Genomic DNA, 24,411 nt, shown 5'->3' on the forward strand with positions numbered 1-24,411 from the left:
TCCCCGCCCTCTCACCGGATCGTACTGGGGCAGCGCACTTATTCGAGGGTGCGGTATTCCTACGGATCAGGCGCCTTCAGTCCAGTACCTCTGCAGCCTGGCGACGGCTTCCTCCTTGGTCATCATCGCGACCTCGGCCTCATCGAGACCGACCCTGGAGATCAGCAAGTGGACGAGGTCGGCGGGCAATGCCTCCGATGGCGGCGTGGGCGTTCCGCGATCCGGCACGACCTTGTCCTGGACACACCCCCAGAACGTTGCCTCGTCCACCTGAAGCTGATCGCGGAGGATATGGCCCCAGATACCGGGGCCATAGGTGCTCCGATCGACCGGGTGGGAGATGCGAGTCCTCAGGATCCGGCCGTCGGCAAGATCCAACTCATAGATGACGTGGTGAGTCCCGGTTCGCCCGCGGGCATTCCGCACCGGGCGCCACCCTTCCGTCCGGCAGAAGCGGTCGTGGTCATCACGCGCGGGCTGGGGCCAGGTCACCGAGCCTTCCCCACCAGCCAGTCACGCAACTGCTCATCATCGCTGAGGCTGATCAGCTGGACGAGCCCCCAGTTCTCGCGGTGGTTCGAAGCATCGAGCAGATGGTCCTGCCAGTCTTCGGCGTACTCACGCAGCGCATCGATCATCTCCGTGACGGCCTCGTCGAAGGTCCCTCCGTCCGCTGCGATGGGCAACCCGGGGATGAAGATCGACCAGCCGTCGGCTTCCGAAACCACTTGCGCACGCGATGGACTGACCACTGCGAGGTAGTGGCGCAATCGCTCGACGTCCACCATGGCGGTTGTGGACGACTCACGACGCACCGTGGCCACCCGTCCTGTTTCAGCTGCGTCAAGGAGCGCCTTGAGATGCGCACGGGCCTCCGTATAGCTGTCGAAGTGAACAGCGGTCATGGCAGTACCTCCGTCGCATCGTGCCTCCAGGGTGACGCCCGCAGGTAAGTACGTCAAGTACGTCACGTACTTATGATGCCACATGCACTGAAGAGATCGCGTTGCACTGGATGCAACATGATCCCCTCGGCGCGGTGGAGCGATGCCCCGTCCCTCCATCGCTCCACCGCTCTGAACTGGCCTTTCATGCCGTATCGAGGCCCGGTTTCAGCTGCAGCCGCTGGTGGAGCCGCAGCCCTCGCAGACGTAGCAGCTGCCCGCCGGGCGCATCTTGGTGCCGCAGGTGAGGCAGAGCGGCGCGTCGGCGGTACGGCCCTGGCGGCTCTCGATCGCCTCCACGGACGAGTGCGCCTCGGCGGACGGGGCCGGGGCGGGCGCGGCCGGCCGGGTGATCGCGGCGGACTGGGCGAGCGACTCGTGGTCGACCTCGTCCTCGGCGTGCAGGGCGGCGGGGTCCTCGCCGTTGGCCTGCATCGCGCGTTCCTCAGCGGTGAAGATGCCGAGGCCCGCGCGCTCCTCGTAGGGGAGGTGGTCCAGCGCCAGGCGGCGGAAGATGTAGTCCATCACCGAGGTCGCCATGCGGATGTCGGGGTCGTCGGTCATACCGGCGGGCTCGAACCGCATGTTGGTGAACTTCTCCACCCACGTCTCCAGCGGGACGCCGTACTGCAGGCTGATGGAGATCGCCATGGAGAACGCGTCCATCACGCCGGCGAGCGTGGAGCCCTGCTTGCCGAGCTTGAGGAAGACCTCGCCGACCCCGTCGTCCGGGTAGGACGAGGCCGTCATGTAGCCCTCGGCACCGGCGACGGAGAAGCGGGTGACGGTCGCGGGACGCTGCTTCGGCAGCCGCCGCCGGACCGGGCGTGGGACCGTGACCTCCGCCGGCGCCTCCTTCTCCTTCTCCTTCTTGCCGGCCACCGACAGCGGCTGGCCGACCTTGCAGTTGTCGCGGTAGATCGCCAGGGCCTTCAGGCCGAGACGCCAGCCCTCGAAGTACACCTTCTCGATGTCCTCGATGGTGGCCTTTTCTGGCATGTTGACCGTTTTACTGATGGCGCCCGAGAGGAACGGCTGGACCGCCGCCATCATCCGGACGTGTCCCATCGGGCTGATCGCCCGCTCGCCCATCGCGCAGTCGAACACCTCGTAGTGCTCGGGACGCAGGCCCGGCGCGTCCACCACGTGGCCGTGCTCGGAGATGTACTCGACGATGGCCTCGATCTGCTCCTGCTGGTAGCCGAGCTTCTCCAGGGCCCGCGGCACCGTGTGGTTGACGATCTGCATGGACCCGCCGCCGACGAGCTTCTTGAACTTCATCAGCGCCAGGTCGGGTTCGATGCCGGTGGTGTCGCAGTCCATCATCAGCCCGATTGTCCCGGTAGGTGCCAGAAGGCTCGCTTGGGCGTTTCGGTAGCCGTGCTTCTCGCCGGCCTTCAGGCACTCCGTCCACTGCTTGGCGGCGGCGACGTGGACGGCCTTGTCCATCACGTCCAGCGTGCGGATGCCGTCGTTGGCGGCGGCGTGCTTGCGCATGACGCGCTTGTGCGCCTCGGCGTTGCGGGCGTAGCCCGCGTACGGGCCGACCACGCCGGCGATCTCGGCGGACCGGCGGTAGGCCACGCCCGTCATCAGCGACGTGATCGCCGCGGCGAGGGAGCGCCCGCCCGCGGAGTCGTAGGCGTGCCCGGTCGCCATGAGCAGGGCGCCCAGGTTGGCGTAGCCGATGCCGAGCTGGCGGTAGTCCCGCGTCGTCTGCGCGATCTTCTCGGTCGGGAAGTCGGCGAACGTGATGGAGATGTCCATCGCCGTGATGATCAGCTCGGTGAGCTTCACGAACTTCGCGACGTCGAACATGCCCGCGTCCGTGAGGAATTTCAGCAGGTTGATGCTCGCGAGATTGCAGGACGAATTGTCCAGACTCATGTACTCGCTGCAAGGGTTGCTTGCGGTGATCCGTCCGGTTTCGGGGTTGGTGTGCCAGTCGTTGATCGTGTCGTCGTACTGGATGCCGGGGTCGGCGCACTCCCAGGCGGCCTTCGCCATCAGCCGGAACAGGTCCTTGGCCTTGACGGTCTCGATGACCTCGCCGGTCAGCCGGGCGCGCAGCCCGAACTCGCCGTCCGACTCGACGGCCCGCATGAACTCGTCCGACACCCGGACGGAGTTGTTGGCGTTCTGGTACTGGACGCTGTTGATGTCCTTGCCGCCGAGGTCCATGTCGAACCCGGCGTCCCGCAGCGCGCGGATCTTGTCCTCCTCGCGCGCCTTGGTCTGGATGAACTCCTCGACGTCGGGGTGGTCGACGTCCAGCACGACCATCTTCGCGGCGCGGCGGGTCGCGCCGCCCGACTTGATCGTCCCGGCGGAGGCGTCGGCGCCGCGCATGAAGGAGACGGGCCCGCTGGCCGTGCCGCCGGAGGAGAGCAGTTCCTTGCTGGAGCGGATGCGGGAGAGGTTCAGGCCGGCACCGGAGCCGCCCTTGAAGATGACGCCCTCTTCCTTGTACCAGTCGAGAATGGACTCCATCGTGTCGTCCACCGACAGGATGAAACACGCGCTCACCTGCTGGGGGGACTTGGTGCCCACGTTGAACCAGACGGGCGAGTTGAAGCTGAAGAGCTGGTGGGCGAGGGCGTACTTCAGTTCGTGGTCGAAGATCTCGGCGTCCTCCTCGGAGGCGAAGTAGCCCTCCCGGATGCCGGTCTCGGTGTAGACCTTCACCACGCGGTCGACGAGCTGCTTCAGGCTCCATTCCCGCTGCGGGGTGCCGACCGCGCCGCGGAAGTACTTGGACGTGACGATGTTGACGGCGTTCAGCGACCAGAAGTCGGGGAACTCGACGCCCCGCTGCTCGAAGTTCACCGAGCCGTCGCGCCAGTTGGTCATGACGACGTCACGACGTTCCCAGCGCATCTCGTCGTACGGGTGCACGCCGGGCGTGGTGAAAATGCGCTCGACCTTCAGCCCTTTGCGGCCCCCCTTGCCGCGCCGCGTCGGCGAGCCGCTCACCGTCTCCGTCATGGCCTTCCCCCTTCTCGGGCCCTCCCGCCGGGCCCAGCTCAGGAACAACCGCGCCGCCGCACGGGCCATGCCCGCGCGGAAGCGCCTTTACATGTGCTGGCGTGTGTTTCTGGAACCGTCCCTACCGGGACGGGCCGGGCTCCCCCGAGGAACCGGCCTTCCGCAGTGCTTCGATCTCCTTGGCGAAGTCGTCCAGCGACTCGAAGCTCCGGTAGACCGAGGCGAATCGCAGATAGGCGACCTCATCGAGTTCGCCGAGCGGCCCCAGGATCGCGAGGCCGATCTCGTGCGAGGGGATTTCCGCGGATCCGGACGACCTGATCGCCTCTTCGACCCGCTGTCCCAGCTTCGCGAGCGCATCTTCGTCCACCGGTCGGCCCTGGCAGGCCCTGCGCACACCGGCGATGATCTTTTCTCGGGAGAACGGCTCGGTGACGCCGCTGCGCTTGGCCACCATGACGAGCACATTCTCCTGCGTCGTGAATCGCTTGCCGCATTCGGCGCACGAGCGGCGGCGCCGAATCGCGGCGCCGTCGTCGGTCGAACGGCTGTCGATCACTTTGGTGTCAGGGTTGCGGCAGAACGGGCAGTGCACGCTTGATTCCTCCCCTGACGAAAACGAGTTACACCGATGTGAGTGCCATATATAGGGAACTACATCGATGTGACTACTAGATGTTGTGGTCAACCGTACGGCTCGACACAAGGGTTCGCAACCTGATCAGGCGCCTCACGGGTCACCCCCGACACGTCCGCGCAGGTCATCTCACCGGTCCCGATTTTCCGTCCCGGCGTGTCGCGGCACGGCGTCCGCCGCGATCGCGGAACGCCCGGCCGGATTCGGTGCGCGGGTCAGCCGGCGGGAAGGCGGATCTCCTGGCCGGGGTGGACGGTGGGGTCGCCGCCCAGGCCGTTGAGGTCCATGATCCGCTGGACGGCGCGCCGGGGGTCGCCGCCGGGGTCGGCGGCGGAGGCGATGTCCCAGAGGGTCTCGCCGGGTTCGACGACCACGGTTCTCGCGGGACGGGACGGGCCGTGGCGGCTCTCGCGCGAACCGGCGAAGGCACCGGGCCCGACGGTGGCCCAGAGGGCGGCGAGGGTGACGGCGGCGGCGAAGGCGACCACGACGGCGCGGCCGCGCCGGGTCAGCCGGATCGGGACGTGGTCACTGTGCGGGGAACCGGGCATCTCCGCTCCTCGACGTCGAATGAATTTTCGATCGAACGCCTGTACGATGTTCTATCAAGGGAAGGCCAGAAAAAGCGAGTGCATCTTCGAACAATTGTTTGATCATTTGGCCGGGACGCGATAGCGTTCCATGACGAGGAGTGACCGATCGAGGCGCCCGGGAGGCGACGAGCGATGAGCAAGGTCCGGCAGCTGCCCGACGGGCCGATGGACGAGACGGGCCTGACCCAGCGGCAGCGCATGGTGCTGGAGGTGATCCGCGACTCGGTGCAGCGCCGGGGGTATCCGCCGTCGATGCGCGAGATCGGCGAGGCCGTGGGGCTGACCAGTACCTCCAGCGTGTCCCACCAGCTCAGGTCGCTTCAGCGCAAGGGCTTCCTGCGGCGCGATCCCAACCGGCCGCGCGCGGTCGAGGTCCGGGTGCCGGGCGCGACGCCGGTGCGCACGGACGAGGAGCCCTACGACACCGCCACGGGCCGGCCGGCCGCGGCACGGCCCGCGCCCGCGTACGTGCCGCTCGTCGGCCGGATCGCCGCCGGTGGGCCGATCCTCGCCGAGGAGGCCGTCGAGGACGTGTTCACGCTGCCGAAGCAGCTCGTCGGCGAGGGCACCCACTTCCTGCTGAAGGTCACCGGCGACTCGATGATCGACGCCGCGATCGCGGACGGCGACTGGGTGGTCGTGCGGCAGCAGCCGGTGGCCGAGCAGGGCGACATCGTGGCCGCCATGATCGACGGCGAGGCCACGGTGAAGACGTTCAAGCGCCGCGACGACGGCCACATCTGGCTGATGCCGCAGAACCCGGCCTACGAGCCGATCGCCGGCGACGAGGCCTCGGTCCTCGGCCGGGTCGTGGCGGTCCTCCGCAAGATGTGACACGCCCGCCGAAACGGCCGCCGGACGGTTCCGGCGGCCGTTTCGGCGTGCCCGGTCAGCGCTTGGGAACGATGTTGACGATCTTGGGTGCACGGACGATGATCTTGAGAATCTCGGCGCCGCCCAGGGCGTCCCGAATCTTGGCCGAGGCCAGGGCCTTGCGCTCCAGCTCTTCGTCGGCGATGCCGGGCGCGACCTCCAGCCGGTCGCGGACCTTGCCGGCGATCTGGACGACACAGGTGACCGACTCCTCCACCAGCAGCGCCGGGTCGGCGGACGGCCAGCCCGCGCGGATCACCGGTGCGGTGCGTCCCAGCAGTTCCCACGCCTCGTCGGCGGTGTAGGGCGCGAACAGCGACAGCAGGACCGCGATCGTTTCGGCGGCCTCCCGGACGGCCGGGTCGGCCGGGCCGGGGCCGGAGTCGATGGCCTTGCGGGTCGCGGTGACCAGTTCCATGATCCGCGCGATCGCCACATTGAACCGCTCCGTCTCGACCAGCGTGGTGACCTCGTCGATGGTGCGGGCGGTGGCGCGGCGCAGCGCCGTGTCACCGGATGCGGAGTCGGCGCCCGGCGCCGAGGAGACCTCGGTCGCGATGCGGTGCACGCGGGACAGGAACTTCGCCATGCCGTGCGGCGACACGTCCGCCCAGTCGATGTCGTCCTCGGGCGGGCCGGAGAACAGGATCGCCAGCCTGACGACGTCCACCCCGAACTCGGCGATCTGCTCGCCCAGGTCGACGCCGTTGCCCAGCGACTTCGACATCGCCTTGCCCTGGTTGATCACCTGGCCCTGGTTCAGCAGCCGGCGGAACGGCTCGGTGAACTCGACCATGCCCATGTCGTACAGGACCTTGGTGAAGAACCGGCTGTACAGCAGGTGCAGGATGGCGTGCTCGACACCGCCGGTGTACTGGTCGACCGGCATCCACCGGCGGACCTGCTCGACGTCGAACGGGCCGCCCTCGTAGCCGGGCGAGCAGTACCGGAAGTAGTACCAGGACGAGTCGACGAACGTGTCCATGGTGTCGGTGTCGCGGGTGGCGGCGCCGCCGCACTTGGGGCACTCGACGTTCACCCAGTCGGCCGCGGCGGCCAGCGGCGAGGTGCCCTTGGGCGCCAGGTCGGCGCCGCGCAGCCCCTCGGGCAGCGTCACCGGCAGCTGCTCGTCGGGGACGGGGACCTCCCCGCACGCCTCGCAGTGGACGACCGGGATCGGGCAGCCCCAGAACCGCTGCCGGGACACCAGCCAGTCGCGCAGCCGGAAGTTCACCGACGCGCGGCCGGTGCCGCGCCCCTCCAGGATCTCGATGATGCGGGCGATGCCGTCGGCCTTGGTCAGCCCGTCGATCGGCCCGGAGTTGACGATCGCGCCGTCGCCGGGGGTGGCGACGCCGGTCTCGGCCGGGTCGGCCAGCCCGGTCTCGACGACGACGCGGACGGGCAGGCCGAACTTCAGCGCGAAGTCCAGGTCGCGCTGGTCGTGCGCCGGGACCGCCATGATCGCGCCGTGCCCGTACTCGGCCAGCACGTAGTCGGAGGCCCAGACGGGCAGCCGCTCGCCGTTGACCGGGTTGACCGCGTAGCGGCCCAGGAACACGCCGGTCTTCTCCCGCTCGGTCGACAGGCGCTCGATCTCGCTTTCGCGGGAGACCTCCTCGCGGTACGCCTCGAACGCGGTCCGCCGGTCGGGGTGGCAGATCTCCTCGGCCAGCGGGGCGTCGGCGGCGACGACCATGAACGTCGCGCCGTACAGGGTGTCGGGGCGGGTGGTGTAGACGGTGACGGGCTCGTCGCGTCCTTCGATGACGAAGTCGACGTCGGCGCCGGTGGAGCGGCCGATCCAGTTGCGCTGCATCAGCAGGACGCGCTCGGGCCACCTGCCCTCCAGCTGCTCCATGTCGTCCAGCAGCCGGTCCGCATAGTCGGTGATCTTGAAGTACCACTGGGTCAGCACGCGCTTTTCGACCAGCGCGCCGCAGCGTTCGCAGTGCCCGCCGACGACCTGCTCGTTGGCCAGGACGGTCTGGTCCTTCGGGCACCAGTTGACGTGGCCGCCCTTGCGGTAGGCCAGGCCCCGCTCGTAGAAGCGCAGGAACAGCCACTGCGTCCACTTGTAGTACTCGGGGTCGGAGGTGTGCAGGCGGCGCGACCAGTCGAACGACGGCGCGTACCGCTGGAACGAGGACGCCTGCGTCTCGATGTTGGCGTAGGTCCATTCGGCGGGGTGCGAGTCGCGCTTGATGGCGGCGTTCTCGGCGGGCAGGCCGAAGGAGTCCCAGCCGATGGGGTGCAGGACGTTGTAGCCGCGCTGGAACCAGTAGCGCGCCGGGACGTCCCCGATGGCGAACGCCTCCGCGTGCCCCATGTGCAGGTCACCGCTGGGGTAGGGGAACATGTCCAGCGCGTAGCGCCGCTCGGCGGTGGTGTCCTTCTCGTCGGCCGCGAACGGGTCGAGCTCCGCCCAGCGGGCCTGCCACTTGTCCTGAACCGCCCGTGGATCGTATTGCTCGTCGCTGCTCACGCTTACAGACTCCGGTTCCTAGCTGCAGGGTCGTAGGCCGTCCGCCGACATGAAACGGCCCCTCGCACAGGAGGGGCCACCACGCTGACGTCAGTGCGTCAACGTGGTCCTTCGAGGAGCAGCCTGGCTGACATACATCAAGAGTAGCGCAACCGCAAGCCCGGTCGCGGGGATTCAGCGGCCGGAGTCCTGGCGCGCCAGGGACACGACACCGGTCACCTGGACGCGGGTGAGTTCGAGGTCGGCGCCGACGGCGGAGAGCGTCTCCTCCTCCGACACGGTGAGCGGACCGTCGATGAGGGCGATCTCGGCCGCCGCGCGCAGGATGCTCTCGCGCGCCTCGGGGGCGAGGGCGGAGGCGGCGCGGCCCATCTCGGCGCGGACCTCGTCGAAGGGACGGCTGAGGTCGGCGGTCAGCCCGGCATCGTCGTAGCCGCCGTCGCCCGCCTGCCGGACGACGGCGACGGCGCGGGACCGGGCGGCGGCGTTGGTGTAGTCGCCGGAGCGCAGCACCTGGGCGATGGCCATGCGCAGCAGCATCGCGGGCATGTGGGCGAGCTGCGCGGTGGTCGGCACGTTCAGGACACCGGTTTCCCAGCGCCCGTGGCAGGTGTCGCACTCGATGAACTCCCCGCCCGTCTTGTTCAGCGGAATGACGGGGACGAAGAACAGGGTGAAGAAGTTGCGCCCCTGCCGGCGCCGGTAGTCGCGGTCGCCGCCGCAGCTCGGGCAGTGGAAGACTCCCCTGGTCAGAGTGAAGAACACCACCCGCCAACCGAAGATGATCAAGATCGCGCACCCCTTTTTCCGTGAGGCGGCACATCGTAGCGGTCCCCGCCGACGGAAATCCGCCCGGACGTGCGTAAACTCGGCGGTAACTAACCGGCCGGTCACCTTTCCGCGCGAGGAGTGCCATGCTCAACCTGTCCGTGCTGCTGGAGGACGCCGCCAGGGAGACGCCCGAACGTGACGCCGTCGTGTTCGGCGATCTCCGGCTCTCCTACGCGTTCATCGACTCGGTCGCGAACCAGGTCGCGAACCTGCTGCGGTCGCGCGGCATCGGGCCGGGCGACAAGGTGGCGCTGTCCAGCCCGAACCTCCCGTACTTCCCGATGGTGTACTTCGGCGCGCTCAAGGCGGGCGCGGTCATCGTCCCGCTGAACGTCCTGCTCAAGCCGCGGGAGATCGCCTATCACCTGGGCGACTCCGAGGCGAAGGCGTTCTTCTGCTTCGAGGGCACGCCCGAGCTGCCGCTCGGCGAGATGGGGCACGCCGGGTTCGAGCGGGCGGACGGCTGCGAGCACTTCTTCCTGCTGCCCGCCAACCCCGCGGCGACCGAGTCGCCGATCGAGGGCGCGGAGCTGTTCTGGGCCGCGCTCGCCGGCCATCCGGGCACATTCGACACCGCGCGGACCGGGCCGGACGACACCGCCGTCATCATCTACACCAGCGGGACGACCGGGCAGCCGAAGGGCGCCGAGCTCACGCACAGCAACCTGCTGTCGAACACCATGGTGGACGACACGCTCTTCTACCGGACGCTGCACGACACGTCGCTGGTGACGCTGCCGCTGTTCCACATCTTCGGGCAGACGTGCGTGATGAACGTCGGTTTCTACCGCCGGGCGACGCTCGTCATGCAGCCGCGGTTCGACGCCGGGCAGGCCGTCGAGCTGATGGTCAAGGAGAAGGTGAACATCTTCGCGGGCGTCCCCACGATGTACTGGGGGCTGCTGACCGACGACACGTCCGCCGAGGACATCGCGGCCATCCAGGAGAACCTGCGCGTCGCGGTGTCGGGCGGCTCGGCGCTGCCGATGGAGGTCCTCAAGGGGATCAAGCAGAAGTTCGGCGTGGACATCCTGGAGGGCTACGGCCTGTCGGAGACCTCGCCGGTCGCGTCGTTCAACCGTCCGGACCGTCCGACCAGGCCCGGGTCGATCGGCCTGCCGATCTGGGGCGTCGAGATGAAGCTGATCGACGACGGCTGGAAGGAGATCGAGGGCGAGGGGCCCGGGGAGATCGCCATCCGCGGGCACAACATCATGAAGGGCTACTACAGGCGGCCCGAGGCGACCGAGACCGCGATCAAGGACGGCTGGTTCCGCACCGGTGATGTGGCCCGCCGCGACGAGGACGGCTACTACTACATCATCGACCGTTCCAAGGACATGATCATCCGGGGCGGCTACAACGTGTACCCGCGGGAGCTCGAAGAGGTTCTGATGACCCACCCGGAGGTGTCGCTGGCCGCGGTCGTGGGCGTCCCGCACCCCTCGCACGGCGAGGAGATCAAGGCGTACGTGATCCGGACGCCGGGCGCCACCGTCACCGAGGACGAGCTGATCGCGTGGGGCAAGGAGCAGTTCGCCAACTACAAGTACCCGCGGATCGTGGAGTTCCGGGACGAGCTGCCGATGACCGCCACCGGCAAGATCCTCAAGCGCGAGCTGCGCTGACCCGCCGCCGGACCGGTGGCCTCGGCCGACGCCGAGGCCACCGCTCCACCCGGGCGCCGTGGCCGGGCGCCCCGGTGGACCGGGCCGGGGAGGCCGGCCGGGAGGTCAGAACGTGTAGGGCAGGCGCTTGATCCCGTTGATGAAGCTGGACTCCAGCCGGTCGGGGTCGCCGGCGGCGCGGATGCCGGGAGTGCGGTGCAGCAGTTCGCGGAACATCACGGTGATCTCGCGCCTCGCCAGGTGCGCGCCGAGGCAGAAGTGCGGCCCGGGGCCGCCGAACCCGACGTGGGGGTTCGGGTCGCGCAGGATGTCGAACTTCTCCGGGTGGGTGAAGACGGACTCGTCGCGGTTGCCCGACCAGTAGTACAGGAGGAGCTTGTCGCCCTCCTTGATCTCGTGGTCGTTCAGCGTGGTGTCGCGCGTCGCGGTGCGGCGCATCCAGATGACCGGCGAGACGTACCGGACGATCTCCTCGACCGCGCCGGGCATGCGGTTCTCGAAGTCCCCGGTGAGCAGGGCCCGCTGGTCGGGGTGGCGGGTGAACAGGTCGAGGCCGTGCGCGATGGCGTTGCGGGTGGTCTCGTTGCCGGCGACGACCAGCAGGATGAAGAACGAGCCGAGTTCCTGGTCGCTGAGCGACTCGCCGTCGATGTTGGCGTTCACCAGCGCGGACGTCAGGTCGTCGGTGGGGTTCTCACGGCGCCGCCGGCCGAGGTCCTCGACCAGGCCCTTGAGGGTCTCGCCCGCACCGAGCAGCGCCATCGCGTGTTCCTCGGCGCTGCCGGAGGGGACGAATTCGGCGTCGTTGCCCGCGAGGACGACGTTGGTGGCGTCCAGGACGGTCTGGTAGTGCTCCTCGGCGATGCCCATCATGTCGCAGATGATCTTCAGCGGGAGCCGCGCGGCGACGTCCGCGACGAAGTCGCCGGTGCCGCCGCCCGCCGCCATGTTCTCGACGATCTGCGCGGCGACGGCCTCGACCCGGTCCTCGAACCGCTGGATCATCCGCGGTGAGAACGCCCGGGACACGATGCGCCGGATCTTGGCGTGCCGGGGGTCGTCCATGCTGATCATCGAGCCGAAGTACTCGTGCATGTCGCCGGGCATGTCCGGGATGCTGATGGCGCCCTTGCCGGAGCAGAAGTCCTGCGGGCGGCGGGACGCCTCGACGATGTCGGCGTGCCTGGTCAGCGCGTAGTAGCCGGGGCCCTGCGGCACGATAACGATGTCGGGTTCCTCGAAGCGGATCAGCTCCGGGTGCCGGCGCAGGGCCTTGAACGCCTCGTGCCGGTACTCGTGCGGCCGCCGCCAGAACTCCCAGTCCGTCAGGTTGATGTCCTCGACCTTGAGCACGCGCCCACCACCTCGTCACATTCCGAACCTAATTCGGTTTACAGGCAGCCTCTCAAAGTAAAGTCGCCGGCGCACACCGATCGAAGGGGTGACCCACCTCACATTAACGGCGCCGGGCCCGGGACGACGCCCCCCGCGACGCCCCCAGGCCCGGCCGTCCGGTCAGAGCCGGCCCCACGCCTCCGTGAGCACCGACCGGAGGATCTGCTCGATCTCGTCGAAGTGGCCCTGGTCGCACACGAGCGGCGGCGCCAGCTGGACGACGGGGTCGCCGCGGTCGTCCGCGCGGCAGTACAGGCCCGCCTCGTAGAGCGCCTTGTCGAGGAAGCCGCGCAGCAGCCGCTCGCACTCGTCGTCGTTGAACGTCTCCCGCGTGTCCTTGTCCTTCACCAGCTCGATGCCGTAGAAGAAGCCGTCACCGCGGACGTCCCCCACGATCGGCAGGTCGAGCAGCCGCTCCAGCGTGCCCCGGAACGCGTCCCGGTTGCGCATGACGTGGCCGTTGAGGTCCTCGCGGTCGAACAGGTCGAGGTTGGCCAGCGCCACGGCCGCCGCCACCGGATGCCCGCCGAAGGTGTAGCCGTGCGCGAACATCCGCGTCCCTTCCTTGAAGGGCTCGAACAGGCGGTCGGTGACGAGCATGCCGCCGAGCGGTGCGTAGCCGGACGTCACGCCCTTGGCGAAGGTGATGATGTCGGGCGTGTAGCCGAACCGCTGCGCGCCGAACGTCGTGCCCAGGCGGCCGAACGCGCAGATGACCTCGTCCGACACCAGCAGGACGTCGTGCCGGTCGCAGATCTCCCGGACGCGCTCGAAGTAGCCGGGCGGGGGCGGGAAGCATCCGCCGGCGTTCTGCACCGGCTCCAGGAACACGGCGGCGACGGTGTCGGGGCCCTCGAACTCGATGACCTCCTCGATCCGGTCGGCGGCCCAGCGCCCGAACGCCTCGGGGTCGTCGCGGTGCTCGGCGGCCCGGTAGAGGTTGGTGTTCGGCACCCGGAAGGCGCTCGGCACGAGCGGCTCGAAGGGGGCCTTCAGGCCGGGCAGCCCGGTCAGCGACAGGGCGCCGTGCGGGGTGCCGTGGTAGGCGACCGCACGGCTGATCACCTTGTGCTTCGTGGGCTTTCCGGTGAGCTTGAAGTACTGCTTGGCGAGCTTCCACGCGCTCTCGACGGCGTCGCCGCCGCCGGTGGTGAAGAAGACCCGGTTCAGGTCGCCGGGCGCGAGGGCGGCGAGCCGCTCGGCCAGCTCGACCGCCTTCGGGTGCGCGTACGACCAGATCGGGAAGTAGGCCAGCTCGGCGGCCTGCTTGGCGGCGGCCTGCGCCAGTTCCTCGCGCCCGTGCCCCGCCTGAACGGTGAAGAGCCCGGACAGCCCGTCCAGGTAGCGGCGGCCGGCCGCGTCGTACACGTACGGGCCGTCCCCCCGGACGATCATGGGGATCTCGGCGCCGCCCTGAGACCCCGAGTGGCGCGCGAAGTGCATCCACAGATGGTCGCGCGCCGCCCTCTGCATCGCGTCGTGCTGCTGGCTGGTCACGTCCGGCTCCATCATCACGTTCCCTTAGTGCGATTGATCCAGTTGTCAAGATGCTAGATGAGCACGGAATCCGCTGTAAATAGCTACTGATACTCCGATATCCGAAGCTTAGCGGACCCGGTCGGCGGATCTTGCCGGCCGCCGGGTAGCGTGCGCCGCGAACCGAGGAGGCGGACATGGGCGACATCACGACCGGATCGGTCACGGCGAACGGGCTCGGCTTCGGATATCTCACGGCGGGCCCCGAGGACGGTCCCCTCGCGCTGCTCCTGCACGGCTTCCCCGACTCGGCCCGCACCTGGCGGCACCTCATGCCCGAACTGGCCGCCGCCGGATACCGCGCCGTGGCCCCCTTCACGCGCGGCTACGCGCCCACGTCCGTCCCCGCGGACGGCGCCTACCAGACCGGCGCCCTCGCCGCCGACGCCGTCGCACTGCACGAGGCCCTCGGCGGCGGCCCCGACGCCGTCGTCATCGGCCACGACTGGGGCGCCTTCACCACCTACGGCGCCGCGAACGTCGCGCCCGGCCGCTGGCGCAGGGCCGTCGCGATGTCCGTCCCGCCGATGTCGGTGATGACGACCGCGTTCTTCGACTACGAGCAGCTCAAGCGCTCGTTCTACATCTTCCTCTTCCAGACGCCGCTCGCCGGGATGGCGCTGGACCGCGCGTTCGTCGAGGGCCTCTGGCGCGACTGGTCCCCCGCCGGGGCCGACCACGCGGCGGACGTCGACCACGCCATGGAGTGCCTGGCCACGCCCGCCAACATCGAAGCGGCGATCGGGTACTACCGCGCCATGCTCGACCCGTCCAAGCACGTCGAGCGGTACGCGGCCGAGCAGGAGGCCGCCTCCGCCGCCGGGGAGGTGCCCGTCCTCTACCTGCACGGCGCCGAGGACGGCTGCCTCGGCACCGACGTGATCCACCTCGACGCCGTCCAGGCCGCCCTGCCGCCCGGTTCCGCCGCGCACCTGGTCCCGCGGGCCGGCCACTTCCTCCACCTCGACCGCCCGGAGGACGTGAACGCGCGCATCCTCGACTGGCTGTCCTGAGCCGGTCCCGGGCCGCGCAGGTCCCGCGCGGCCCGGGACGGCGCCCGCTCGCGAACCGGCCCCGGACGTGGACGGGCCGGCCGGAACAACGTCCGGCCGGCCCGTCTTCGTCGCGGGAGCGGTTCCGCCGTCACGCTTCCCAGTCGGGGCGCAGCGGCATGTGGCTCACGCCGCCGTCGTCCAGCTTGACCCCCAGCGTCTGGTGCAGCTGGATCCAGTTCTGGTTGAAGCCCAGCACGCAGCCCGCCATGTAGACGCGCCACACGCGGGCGGTGCCCTCACCCACCTCGGCGACGGCCTCGTCCCAGTGCTCGTCGAGGTTCCTGCACCAGGCGGTGAGGGTGCGTGCGTAGTGCTCGCGCAGGTTCTCCTGGTGCCGGATCTCGAAACCCGCGTCGTTCATCTGCATCTGGACGTAGCCGGGACCCTCCAGTTCGCCGTCCGGGAACACGTACCGGTTGATGAACCCGTTCTCCTTGCGGGACGGGGCCGTGTTGTCCGGGCGTGTGATGGTGTGGTTCAGCATCCGCCCGCCCTTGCGCAGCTTCCCGTGCAGGAACGAGAAGTAGGACGGCAGGTTCGCCTTGCCGATGTGCTCGGTGAGGCCGATGGAGCTGATCGCGTCGAAGCCGGTCTCCGTCACGTCCCGGTAGTCCATGTGCCGGACCTCCGCGAGGTCGGACAGGCCCCGGTCCGCGATCGCCTTCTGCGCCCACTCGGCCTGCTGCTTGGACAGCGTGACGCCGAGCGCCTTGACCCCGTACTCCTTCGCGGCGTGCATCACCATGCCGCCCCAGCCGCAGCCCACGTCCAGCAGCCGCATCCCCGGCTTCAGCGCGATCTTCTTCGCCACCAGGTCGTGCTTGTGGAACTGCGCCTCCTCCAGTGTCGCCCCCTCGTGCGGATAGCACGCGCACGTGTACGCCATGGAGGGGCCGAGCACCCACTCGTAGAAGGTGTTGGACACGTCGTAGTGGTGCGAGATGGCCTTCGCGTCCCGCCGCTTGGAGTGCCGCAGCCACGACGGGATGCGGCTGAACGGCGCCTCCTGCGGCGGCGGGTCCAGCCGGCGCGAGATCGCGCCGCGCAGCAGCGGGTCCCCGAGCACCGCCGCGGCGACCCGCGCCTTGTCCCGCGGTGTCACCTCGCCGAGCATCTGCTGCATCGTCGTCAGCGCGGTGATCATGTCCCCGTCGACGTCGACCATGCCGGTGACGTAGGCGCGGGCGAGCCCCAGCGCGCCCGGCGAGTGCAGCAGGTACGACACCGCGTACGGCGAGCGGACGTCGAACCGGATGTCGGCACCGGGCACCCCCGCCCGCGATCCGTCGTACGCCGTGAACTCCACTGGCGTCTCAGCCCCGGCAAGCCGCTCGAAGACCCTGGCCAGCGTCATGTTTCCCTCCTGTCTCTCCGCCCGGGCCCGCCCTGCCGGCCGGCTGCCCTCCGGGCTCCCCCGATACGGCGGACGCCTGTCAGCGTCCGCGCACGCACTTGTCGTAGAGGTCCAGCAACCGCTCGCCGGGGTCGTACCTCTCCTTGAGCCGCCGGTAGGTCTCCCCGTCGTAGTAACGCCAGAACTCGTCCCGGCCGTAAAAAGCCGTCGAGTAGAGGGACTTGTGCCCGTCAAGGGCCGCGACCTTACGTTCGATGAGCCGGTTGTGATGCTCGGGGATCTGGCCGGGCGGGATGCGGACCGTCCCCCAGAAGCCCGCGTTCACATACGTGCGGCCCACTTCCAGCGGGTACAGCGGCCACCGCTCCTTCGCACGCAGCGGGCACAGCCAGACGGGGCTCATGCCGACCTTGCCGTGGAAGAACTCCAGGAACTCGGGCAGCCGTTCGATCGGGACCTCGATGTCCTGGATGACGTCCTCGCGCGGACGCAGCCCACGCCACCGCTCCACGCGCGCGACGATGTGGTAGCGGCGGTCGTAGGCGACGAGCTTGCGGTACACGTCGGAACGCTTGTACCTGTCGGGCCACAGCCGCCGGACGGTCGGGTTCTGCACGCCGAACGCGCCCGAGCACCAGAACCAGTCGGTGTCCCAGCGCCAGATGTAGTCGCGGATCGTCAGGAAGTCGACCGACCGCTCCTGGATCGACCGGTAGTAGATGCCCTGGCCGGTGTAGTCGGAGGTGTACGGCGCCGAGTCGGCGAAGAACCCGAGCGTGATGTACTGCTCGTCGGCGCTGAAGACCGTCCCGTCCATGAAGTCGACGGACTCGCCTTCGAACGTTCCCGACTCGGTGATCTCGCCCATCGCCTTGGCCAGTTCCGCCGCGTCGGCGAACCGCAGATGCCGCAGCCGGACGTACGGGCTGACGCGGCGCAGTTCGATCTTCAGCCGCAGCGTGTAGCCGAGCGTCCCGTAGGAGTTCGGGAACCCGTAGAACAGGTCGGCGTGCTCGTTGTCGCGCGTCGCCGTGACGACCTCGCCGTCACCGGTGAGGACCTCCATCTCCAGGACGCCCTCGTGCGGCAGCCCGTCCCGGAACGACGTCGACTCGATGCCGAGGCCCGTCACCGCTCCGCCCAGCGTGATCGTCTTCAACTGCGGCACGACCGTCGGCATCAGCCCGTGCGGCAGCGTCGCATCGACCAGGTCCTCGTAGGTCGTCATCCCCTGGACCTGCGCCGTCATCGCATCGGCGTCCACGCTCAGCACCTTGTCGAACCCGGACACGTCCAGGCCGGGCGCCGCCGAGGGGTCACGCCACCGGAACAGATTCGAGGTCCGCTTCGCCAGGCGCACCGGCGTACCCGCCGGGATCGCCGCGTAGGACCTCCTGAGCGCGTCCACCGCCCGCTGATGATCGCCCTTGACCGCAAGCTCCGTCATCTACCCCTCCCGGGCACAGTTAATCGATCATCCTATGGACGGGTCCACACAACCCGGACGTTGCAGGAGTCACAGGCGGGAAAGGGAATAAAGCCACAGGTCTATACATCGGTGTCGTTTCGTCTCCTGAAGGCGACAGAACCGCTACAGGGCGGCCACGTCAACCTTTCCCCCAGGCCGCACACCGACAAACCCGTGTCACCTCACCAGACGCAGGATCCACGGATAGCGGAACGTCTGCCCGGCCAGCGCGAAGACCGCCGCGACCGCGGACAGCACCCACGCCACCGCGTAGGCGATCCCGCCGACCCCGAACGTGACGATCGTGAGTAGCAGCAGCGTGACCTGGTAGTTCACGGCCTCCGCCGCCTGCTGCCGGACGTACGCCGACCGCTTGCCGCTCACCAGCATCAGCACCAGCGGCCCCACGAACAGCGTCGGAACCGCCACCGCATGGGCCGCCGCCGCCAGCATCCGGTCCTCCCCCGACACGTTCCCGGCGACCGGCTGCCGGGGCGTCAGGTCACCGGTGACCGCCCCCAACTCGTTGCGCGTCCTGGCCGTGATCGCCAGTTGCACGCGCACGTCGAACTCGTCTTCGTCGAGGCGCCCCTCCGCGTAGGCCTCCTGAAGCCGCTGGACGACCGCTTCCCGCTCGGCGTCCGAGACCCGCAGATCCCCCACCGCATAGCTGCTTTCCATAACTCCATGCTGAACACGGCCCCACCCACCGGCCATCAGGGAAGACCCTGAGCCTCCCCTGAGTTCAGCTGGAGATACTCCTTCCCAGGTGTCAGTCTCCCGCCGAACAGCTCCGACACGGTCACGAACACATAGCCCTCGGCCGCCAGCCGGTCAATGATCCTTGGGACTGCCTTCACCGTCGTCGGATGGATGTCATGCATCAGCACGACATAACCGGGCTTCACCGACTTCAGGACCCGCTTTTTCACGTATTCGCTGTCGCGGTGTTCCCAGTCCAGCGGATCGACGGTCCACAACACCTGCGCCAGCCCGATCTTCCGCGTGATCCCCGTCAGCCTTTTCGACATCGACCCGTACGGCGGCCGGAAAAGCACCGGCGTGACCCCGGACACCCGCCGGATGGCGTCCTGGGTCCGCGTCAACTCCGACCTGGCCTTCTCCTTGGACGCCCTTCCGAGGTCGGCGTGCGTATAGCTGTGATCTCCGATCTCGTGCCCGGCCTCATGCTCCCGGCGGACGAGTTCTGGATACCTCACAACGTTCTCCCCCACCACGAAGAACGTCGCCTTCACCTTCCGCGCCGCGAGGACGTCCAGTAACTTCCCCGTGCTCTCCGCCGGGCCGTCGTCGAATGTCAACGCGACGCACTTGACCCGCGAACAATCCGGCGGCGGCGGCACCGGCCTGGGCTTCACCTCGGGAACCGTGCGCCGCACGGTGACCGGTCTCGCCTGGCCGGGAACCGGCGTGAGCGTGCTCAGCCCCCCGAACACCGCTGCCGCGAGCACGCCGGCAGCCCCTCGCCGGACAAGGTACGGCCCGTCCATCAACACCCCCGCTGCTGTTCACCCAAGTCCGCCAGTCTAGGGCGCGGGGCCTTTTCCGCCGGGGATGCCCATCGCTGTGTCGGGTAACCACCGCACCCGGAAAGTCGTTATTGTCGTACACCGCATCCGCACCAGACAACGGGGTAGGCGAATGAGGTTCCGGGACAGATTCGGGATTCGCAAGAACCGCGGATCCACGGTGACGAAACTCGACCGTGAGGCGACCGACGCCGACATAGGGGCGCTGATCGCCTTCGCCCGCGCACGCCGCGGCGTGGAATTCTTCGTCGAGCCGGAGACCTTCGCCACCGACACCACCGCCGTCGCCGTCGCCCACGACGGCGAATGGACCCGCCGCCGCGTGGGCTCCCCCAAAGTCATCGGTAAGGTCGCTCGTGATCTGGGCCTCCCCGTCTACGACGTCCAGATAGTCGGCTACCCGCCGCGAATGCGCGCGTGGAACGCCCGGAACCCCAGCCGCCGGATAGACCCTGGCTCCCCCGGCCAAGCGGTGGCTCCCTGATCCGGCCGCGCCCGCCCCGGCAGCCGCCCGCTGTCAGCCGGCTTTCCTTTCGTCGTCGTAGGCGGCGGCCAGTTGGTCGGAGGTCATGTGGAGGCGGAGCCGGGAGGCGGGGATACCGCTGTTGATCACTTCACGGAGGATGACGGCCATCGAGTAGGCGGGGTCGGCGTCCAGGGCGCGCTGGAGGGCGACGTTGGCCAGGCCGCCGTCGCCGGCCGTGTAGGCGGCGAAGGCCAGGAGTGAGGCGGGAGCGGGGGCGTAGGGTTCCTCGACGCGGCGCAGGATGTCGCGCCAGAGGGCGATGTCGGCGGCCGGGGCGCCCTCGTCGATGCGGATCCACGCTTCGTCGCGGAGGCGCAGGTCGGTGAGGACGAAGCCGAGCATGGCGGCCTCGTCGTCGGTCGGGGAGACGCCCGCGCGAGCCCGGGTGAGCAGGGCCCGCAGGAAGCCGAGGTGGTCGTCGCGGCGGGCCAGGTGGCGTTTTTCGGCGCGGGCGGTGGCCTGGCGCATGGAGGCGCGGGCGGGGCCGTCGACCGGCTGGACGGAGCGGACGAGTTCGGCGCGGTCGGCGAGGGCGACGTGACCGGCGTAGGTCGCCTGGGCGGCGAGGACGCTTGCGGAGATGTCGTACGGGGTCCCTTCGCGCGGGCAGCAGTCGTCGTGGCAGGTGAGCGACCACCAGCGGCCGCCGGCGACGCGGATCGCCTCCGCGGCGGGGACGCCGGCGGCGGCGAGGGCCGCGCGCATGGCCCCGGCGGATCGCCCGACCTCGTCCTCGGAGCCGTAACCGAGCAGCAGCGAGCGGGCGAAGCCGTTGCCGGCCAGGAGGGCGGCGACCCGGCCTGCGGCGCCCGTGGCCGGTAAGTCGAGCCGGATCGCGCATGTGCCGTGGTCGCGGCCCTCGAAGCCGATCACGACGAGGCTGCGGGACGGGTGGAAGCCGAGGAGGTACGGGACGGCGGCGATGGCGTCCAGGGCGGAGCGGATCACGAGAGGTGCCATGCCGTCGACACTCGCAGGGCCGGGAGGCGGCCGACGAGTTTCCCGTGGTTGTGGATAACCCGGATCGGACGCTCCAGGTTTGATGTGGTCCATCCTGGAATGGGGTGATCGGCGGGGGCCGGTCTCGCCGGGTGGGACGCGGGTGTCCGTCGCGGGCGGTAGCGTTGGGCGACGTGCCCGCCCCTGATCTGCTGACCGGCAGCGACACCCAGATTCCGGACACGGCGACCTTGCTCGCCGCGGCCGTCGCGTCCATCGGGGGTGCCGAGCGCCCCGGCCAGGTCCAGATGGCGCGGGCGGTGGAGAAGGCGATCGGGTCCGGGGAGCATCTCGCCGCGCAGGCCGGCACCGGAACGGGCAAGTCGCTGGCCTATCTGGTTCCGGCGATCCGGCATGCGGTGGACCAGCAGACGACGGTGGTCGTGTCGACCGCGACGATCGCGCTGCAGCGGCAGCTCGTCGAGCGTGACCTGCCCCGGCTGGCGGAGGCGCTCGGGCCGATGCTCGGGACGGAGCTGAAGTTCGCGATCCTCAAGGGCCGCCGCAACTACCTGTGCCTGCACCGGGTGCAGACGGGCGTGCCCGAGGAGGAGGACGGCCCGTCCCTGTTCGACCCGCAGCAGTTGTCCGCGCTCGGGCGGCAGGTCAAGCGGCTGAACGAGTGGGCGGAGGAGACCCGGACCGGGGACCGTGACGAGCTGGTGCCCGGGGTGGGCGAGCAGGCGTGGCGGCAGGTGGCGGTCACGGCGAAGGAATGCCTGGGGGCGCAGCGGTGCCCGCAGGGAACGGAGTGCTTCGCCGAGCTGGCACGGGCGGAGGCCGGTGAGGCTCACATCGTGGTCACCAACCATGCGCTGCTGGCCATTGACGCTCTGGAGGAATTCCAGGTCCTGCCTGAGCACGATGTCGTCATCGTGGACGAGGCTCATGAGCTCGTCGACCGGGTCACGTCGGTCGCCACCGGGGATCTGAGCGCGGCCGGGGTGGAGACCGCCGCACGGCGTTGCGGGCGCCTGATCGAGGATGCCGTCGCGGACCGGTTGAAGGAGGCCGCCGAAGGGCTCGGCATCCTCCTTGAGGAGCTGCCCCAGGGCCGTATGGACGTCCTCTCACCCGCTCTGGGCAACACCCTCGCCACCGTCCGGGACGCCACGCACGCCTGCATCACTGCGCTCGGCCCGGACAAGAAGGACTCCGACCCAGGTGACATGGCCGCGCGCAAGGCCGCACGGTCGTCGCTGGAGGACCTGCACGACACGGCCGTACGGATGCTGGAGGCGTTCCAGCCCGAGATGGCCCAACGCTTTGACGTGGTGTGGCTGGAGAAGCCCTTCGTCCAGGAGGGGCGCCCCAAACGGCCGCCGGCGCTGCACGTGGCACCCATCGGGGTCGGCGGCCTGTTGCGGACGACCCTGTTCGAGCAGCGCACCGCGATCCTGACGTCGGCGACGCTCACGCTGGGCGGGTCGTTCGAGCCGCTGGCCCGCCAGTGGGGCCTGCCATCGCTGGAGGAGGGCGCCCCGCGGGACGCCAGGGCGGCCGCCGAGGGGCTCGCGCGGACCGCGACGCAGAAGGGCGAGGAGACCGAGGTCGTGTGGTCCGGGCTGGACGCCGGCTCCCCGTTCGACCATCCGAAGGCCGGCATCCTGTACGTCGCCCGGCATCTGCCCCAGCCGGGACGGGACGGTCTCGCCGACGCCTACCTCACCGAGATCACCGAGCTGATCGAGGCGGCGGGCGGGCGCACCCTCGGCCTGTTCTCCTCGATGCGGGCCGCGCGGCAGGCCGCCGACGAGCTGAAGGACCACCTGTCGCATCCGCTGCTGTGCCAGGGCGAGGACTCGACGTCCCTGCTGGTCAGGCAGTTCACCGAGGACGAGCGGACCTGCCTGTTCGGCACCCTGTCGCTCTGGCAGGGCGTGGACGTCCCCGGCCCGTCGCTGCAGCTCGTCATCATGGACCGCATCCCGTTCCCGCGTCCGGACGACCCGGTGTCCTCGGCCCGGTCGCGGGCGGTCGCGGCACGCGGCGGCAACGGCTTCATGTCGGTCGCCGCGACGCATGCCGCGCTGCTGCTCGCCCAGGGCGCCGGGCGCCTGCTGCGTTCGATGGACGACCGCGGCGTCGTCGCCGTCCTGGACCCGCGGCTCGCCACGGCACGGTACGGCGGCTTCCTGAAGAACTCGCTGCCGCCGTTCTGGGCCACGACCGACCCGGACGTGGTCCGCGGCGCATTGCGCCGCCTCGACGCCGCCGCTGCGGAACCGTCCTGACGGGCCGCTCGCGGCCGGCGGCTCAGCGTCGGTAGGCGGCCAGGAATTCGCCTATGCGGCCGACCGCGTCCTCCAGGTCGTCGGCGTACTGGAGGGTGACGATGCGGAAGTGGTCGGTGGACGGCCAGTTGAAGCCCGTTCCCTGGACGACGAGGAGCTTCTGGTGTTCGAGGAGGCCGAGGGCGAAGGCCATGTCGTCCTCGATCGGATACATCTCGGGGTCGAGGCGCGGGAAGACGTAGAGGGCGCCCTGCGGCTTGACGCAGCTGACGCCGGGCAGGTCGTTCAACAGCTTCCAGGCGCGGTCGCGCTGTTCGCCGAGGCGGCCGGTCGGCAGGACGAGGTCGTCGATGCTCTGGTGGCCGCCGAGCGCGGCCTGGATGGCGTGCTGGCCGGGGACGTTCGGGCACAGCCGCATGTTGGCGAGGATGTCGAGCCCCTCAATGTAGGACTCGGCGTGCTCCTTCGGCCCGGACAGCACGACCCAGCCCGAGCGGAACCCGGCGACCCGGTAGTTCTTCGACAGCCCGCCGAAGGTGAGGCAGAGCAGGTCGGGCGCCAGCGACGCGATCGGGACGTGCTCGGCGCCGTCGTACAGGATCCGGTCGTAGATCTCGTCCGCGAAGACGATCAGCCCCCGGCGGCGGGCGACCTCGACGACGCGGGACAGCACCTCGCGTGAGTAGACGGCGCCGGTCGGGTTGTTCGGATTGATGATGACGATGGCGCGGGTCCGGTCGCCGATCTTGGCTTCGATGTCGTCCAGGCTCGGCTGCCAGCCGTCGTCCTCGTCGCACAGGTAGTGGACGGGCGTGCCGCCGCAGAGCGAGACGGACGCCGTCCACAGCGGGTAGTCGGGCGTGGGGATGAGGACCTCGTCGCCGTCGTTGAGCAGCGCCTGCAGGGTCATGACGATGAGCTCGGACACGCCGTTGCCGAGGTAGACGTCCTCGACGTCGATGCCGGTGACACCGCCCGCCTCGAACTGCTGCACGATGGCGCGGCGGGCGGGCAGGATGCCCTTGGAGTCGCTGTAGCCGTGCGCCTCCGGCAGGTTGCGGATCATGTCCTGGAGGAGCTCGGGCGGGGCCTCGAACCCGAACGGGGCCGGGTTGCCGATGTGCAGCTTGAGGATGTTGTGCCCCTCGGCCTCCAGCTGCTTGGCGCGCTTCAGCACCGGCCCGCGGATGTCATAACAGACGTTGGTGAGCTTGCCCGACTGGTTGACCTGCATGGGGTCACCATATCCGGGAGGTGCGGGCCCGCCGCCCCGTTTCCCCGGCGCGGCGGGACAACGGCGCGGCGGGGAACGGGGCGG

20 protein-coding genes are annotated in these 24,411 nt (G+C 69.5%); 5 read left to right on the forward strand and 15 right to left on the reverse strand.

The annotated features are described in order from the left end of the window. Positions 1 to 66 precede the first annotated feature (66 nt). From AF1_RS36300 to AF1_RS13045, 5 genes are all read right to left on the reverse strand, one after another. Positions 67 to 492, reverse strand: coding sequence for a cytotoxic translational repressor of toxin-antitoxin stability system (locus tag AF1_RS36300; protein ID WP_067797304.1), 426 nt, complete (start codon positions 490 to 492; stop codon positions 67 to 69). Next, a complete protein-coding gene (locus tag AF1_RS13030; protein WP_067797309.1) occupies positions 489 to 905 on the reverse strand; it encodes a prevent-host-death protein in 417 nt (138 codons plus the stop codon). Before AF1_RS13030 ends, AF1_RS36300 begins: the two co-directional genes overlap by 4 nt. A 207-nt stretch (positions 906 to 1,112) precedes the next feature. Then, the gene (locus AF1_RS13035; RefSeq protein WP_067797312.1) at positions 1,113 to 3,929 is read right to left on the reverse strand and encodes a vitamin B12-dependent ribonucleotide reductase; all 2,817 of its coding nucleotides are present in this window, start codon (positions 3,927 to 3,929) and stop codon (positions 1,113 to 1,115) included. 121 nt (positions 3,930 to 4,050) lie between these two features. Next, complete coding sequence (gene nrdR / locus AF1_RS13040; protein ID WP_067797318.1) at positions 4,051 to 4,524, reverse strand: transcriptional regulator NrdR; 474 nt, start codon at positions 4,522 to 4,524, stop codon at positions 4,051 to 4,053. Positions 4,525 to 4,781: 257 nt separating this feature from the next. Next, positions 4,782 to 5,117 carry a LysM peptidoglycan-binding domain-containing protein gene (locus tag AF1_RS13045; RefSeq protein ID WP_067797323.1) on the reverse strand — a complete coding sequence of 112 codons (336 nt, stop codon included), beginning with the start codon at positions 5,115 to 5,117 and terminating at the stop codon, positions 4,782 to 4,784. A gap of 174 nt (positions 5,118 to 5,291) precedes the next feature. Here AF1_RS13045 and lexA point away from each other — a divergent pair, with 174 nt between their 5' ends. Further along, positions 5,292 to 5,993 carry a transcriptional repressor LexA gene (lexA, locus tag AF1_RS13050; protein WP_067797327.1) on the forward strand — a complete coding sequence of 234 codons (702 nt, stop codon included), beginning with the start codon at positions 5,292 to 5,294 and terminating at the stop codon, positions 5,991 to 5,993. A 55-nt stretch (positions 5,994 to 6,048) separates the two neighbouring features. Here the strand turns inward: lexA and leuS are convergent, their stop codons facing one another. Both leuS and AF1_RS13060 read right to left on the reverse strand, forming a co-directional pair. Beyond that, positions 6,049 to 8,517: a leucine--tRNA ligase gene (gene leuS, locus AF1_RS13055; RefSeq protein WP_067797330.1), complete on the reverse strand. Its 2,469-nt coding sequence runs from the start codon at positions 8,515 to 8,517 to the stop codon at positions 6,049 to 6,051. 174 nt (positions 8,518 to 8,691) lie between these two features. Beyond that, the gene (locus AF1_RS13060) at positions 8,692 to 9,306 is read right to left on the reverse strand and encodes a hypothetical protein (protein ID WP_067797333.1); all 615 of its coding nucleotides are present in this window, start codon (positions 9,304 to 9,306) and stop codon (positions 8,692 to 8,694) included. A 125-nt stretch (positions 9,307 to 9,431) separates the two neighbouring features. On the opposite strand from AF1_RS13060, the gene AF1_RS13065 reads away from it, so the two are divergent. Further along, complete coding sequence (locus AF1_RS13065; protein ID WP_067797336.1) at positions 9,432 to 10,976, forward strand: long-chain-fatty-acid--CoA ligase; 1,545 nt, start codon at positions 9,432 to 9,434, stop codon at positions 10,974 to 10,976. Between the two features lie 105 nt (positions 10,977 to 11,081). Here the strand turns inward: AF1_RS13065 and AF1_RS13070 are convergent, their stop codons facing one another. Both AF1_RS13070 and AF1_RS13075 read right to left on the reverse strand, forming a co-directional pair. Further along, entirely contained in the window at positions 11,082 to 12,329 is a 1,248-nt protein-coding gene (locus tag AF1_RS13070) for a cytochrome P450 (RefSeq protein ID WP_067797338.1), read from the reverse strand. A gap of 162 nt (positions 12,330 to 12,491) precedes the next feature. Next, on the reverse strand, positions 12,492 to 13,880 hold the full coding sequence (locus AF1_RS13075; RefSeq protein ID WP_207394164.1) for an aspartate aminotransferase family protein: 1,389 nt from the start codon (positions 13,878 to 13,880) through the stop codon (positions 12,492 to 12,494). A gap of 164 nt (positions 13,881 to 14,044) precedes the next feature. On the opposite strand from AF1_RS13075, the gene AF1_RS13080 reads away from it, so the two are divergent. Next, positions 14,045 to 14,920: an alpha/beta fold hydrolase gene (locus AF1_RS13080; RefSeq protein ID WP_067797348.1), complete on the forward strand. Its 876-nt coding sequence runs from the start codon at positions 14,045 to 14,047 to the stop codon at positions 14,918 to 14,920. A gap of 130 nt (positions 14,921 to 15,050) precedes the next feature. Here AF1_RS13080 and AF1_RS13085 read toward each other — a convergent pair whose 3' ends face one another. From AF1_RS13085 to AF1_RS13100, 4 genes are all read right to left on the reverse strand, one after another. After that, positions 15,051 to 16,316, reverse strand: coding sequence for an SAM-dependent methyltransferase (locus AF1_RS13085; protein ID WP_067797351.1), 1,266 nt, complete (start codon positions 16,314 to 16,316; stop codon positions 15,051 to 15,053). Between the two features lie 79 nt (positions 16,317 to 16,395). Continuing rightward, on the reverse strand, positions 16,396 to 17,763 hold the full coding sequence (locus tag AF1_RS13090; RefSeq protein ID WP_067797354.1) for an FAD-binding oxidoreductase: 1,368 nt from the start codon (positions 17,761 to 17,763) through the stop codon (positions 16,396 to 16,398). A gap of 198 nt (positions 17,764 to 17,961) precedes the next feature. Beyond that, a complete protein-coding gene (locus AF1_RS13095) occupies positions 17,962 to 18,465 on the reverse strand; it encodes a DUF1707 and DUF4870 domain-containing protein (RefSeq protein WP_067797357.1) in 504 nt (167 codons plus the stop codon). Positions 18,466 to 18,500: 35 nt separating this feature from the next. Beyond that, the gene (locus tag AF1_RS13100; protein WP_084262846.1) at positions 18,501 to 19,295 is read right to left on the reverse strand and encodes a polysaccharide deacetylase family protein; all 795 of its coding nucleotides are present in this window, start codon (positions 19,293 to 19,295) and stop codon (positions 18,501 to 18,503) included. Between the two features lie 151 nt (positions 19,296 to 19,446). Between AF1_RS13100 and AF1_RS13105 the strand changes: the two genes are divergently transcribed. After that, positions 19,447 to 19,818, forward strand: coding sequence for a hypothetical protein (locus tag AF1_RS13105; RefSeq protein ID WP_067797360.1), 372 nt, complete (start codon positions 19,447 to 19,449; stop codon positions 19,816 to 19,818). 33 nt (positions 19,819 to 19,851) lie between these two features. Here the strand turns inward: AF1_RS13105 and AF1_RS13110 are convergent, their stop codons facing one another. After that, positions 19,852 to 20,820: a DUF4192 domain-containing protein gene (locus AF1_RS13110; protein ID WP_067797366.1), complete on the reverse strand. Its 969-nt coding sequence runs from the start codon at positions 20,818 to 20,820 to the stop codon at positions 19,852 to 19,854. Positions 20,821 to 20,993: 173 nt separating this feature from the next. On the opposite strand from AF1_RS13110, the gene AF1_RS13115 reads away from it, so the two are divergent. Next, positions 20,994 to 23,093, forward strand: coding sequence for an ATP-dependent DNA helicase (locus AF1_RS13115; RefSeq protein WP_242608970.1), 2,100 nt, complete (start codon positions 20,994 to 20,996; stop codon positions 23,091 to 23,093). A 22-nt stretch (positions 23,094 to 23,115) separates the two neighbouring features. Here AF1_RS13115 and AF1_RS13120 read toward each other — a convergent pair whose 3' ends face one another. Next, the gene (locus AF1_RS13120; RefSeq protein WP_067797369.1) at positions 23,116 to 24,327 is read right to left on the reverse strand and encodes a pyridoxal phosphate-dependent aminotransferase; all 1,212 of its coding nucleotides are present in this window, start codon (positions 24,325 to 24,327) and stop codon (positions 23,116 to 23,118) included. Between the last annotated feature and the right edge of the window lie 84 nt (positions 24,328 to 24,411).

Origin of the sequence: Actinomadura formosensis NBRC 14204 (assembly GCF_001552155.1) — a bacterium.
Lineage (GTDB): Bacteria > Actinomycetota > Actinomycetes > Streptosporangiales > Streptosporangiaceae > Spirillospora > Spirillospora formosensis.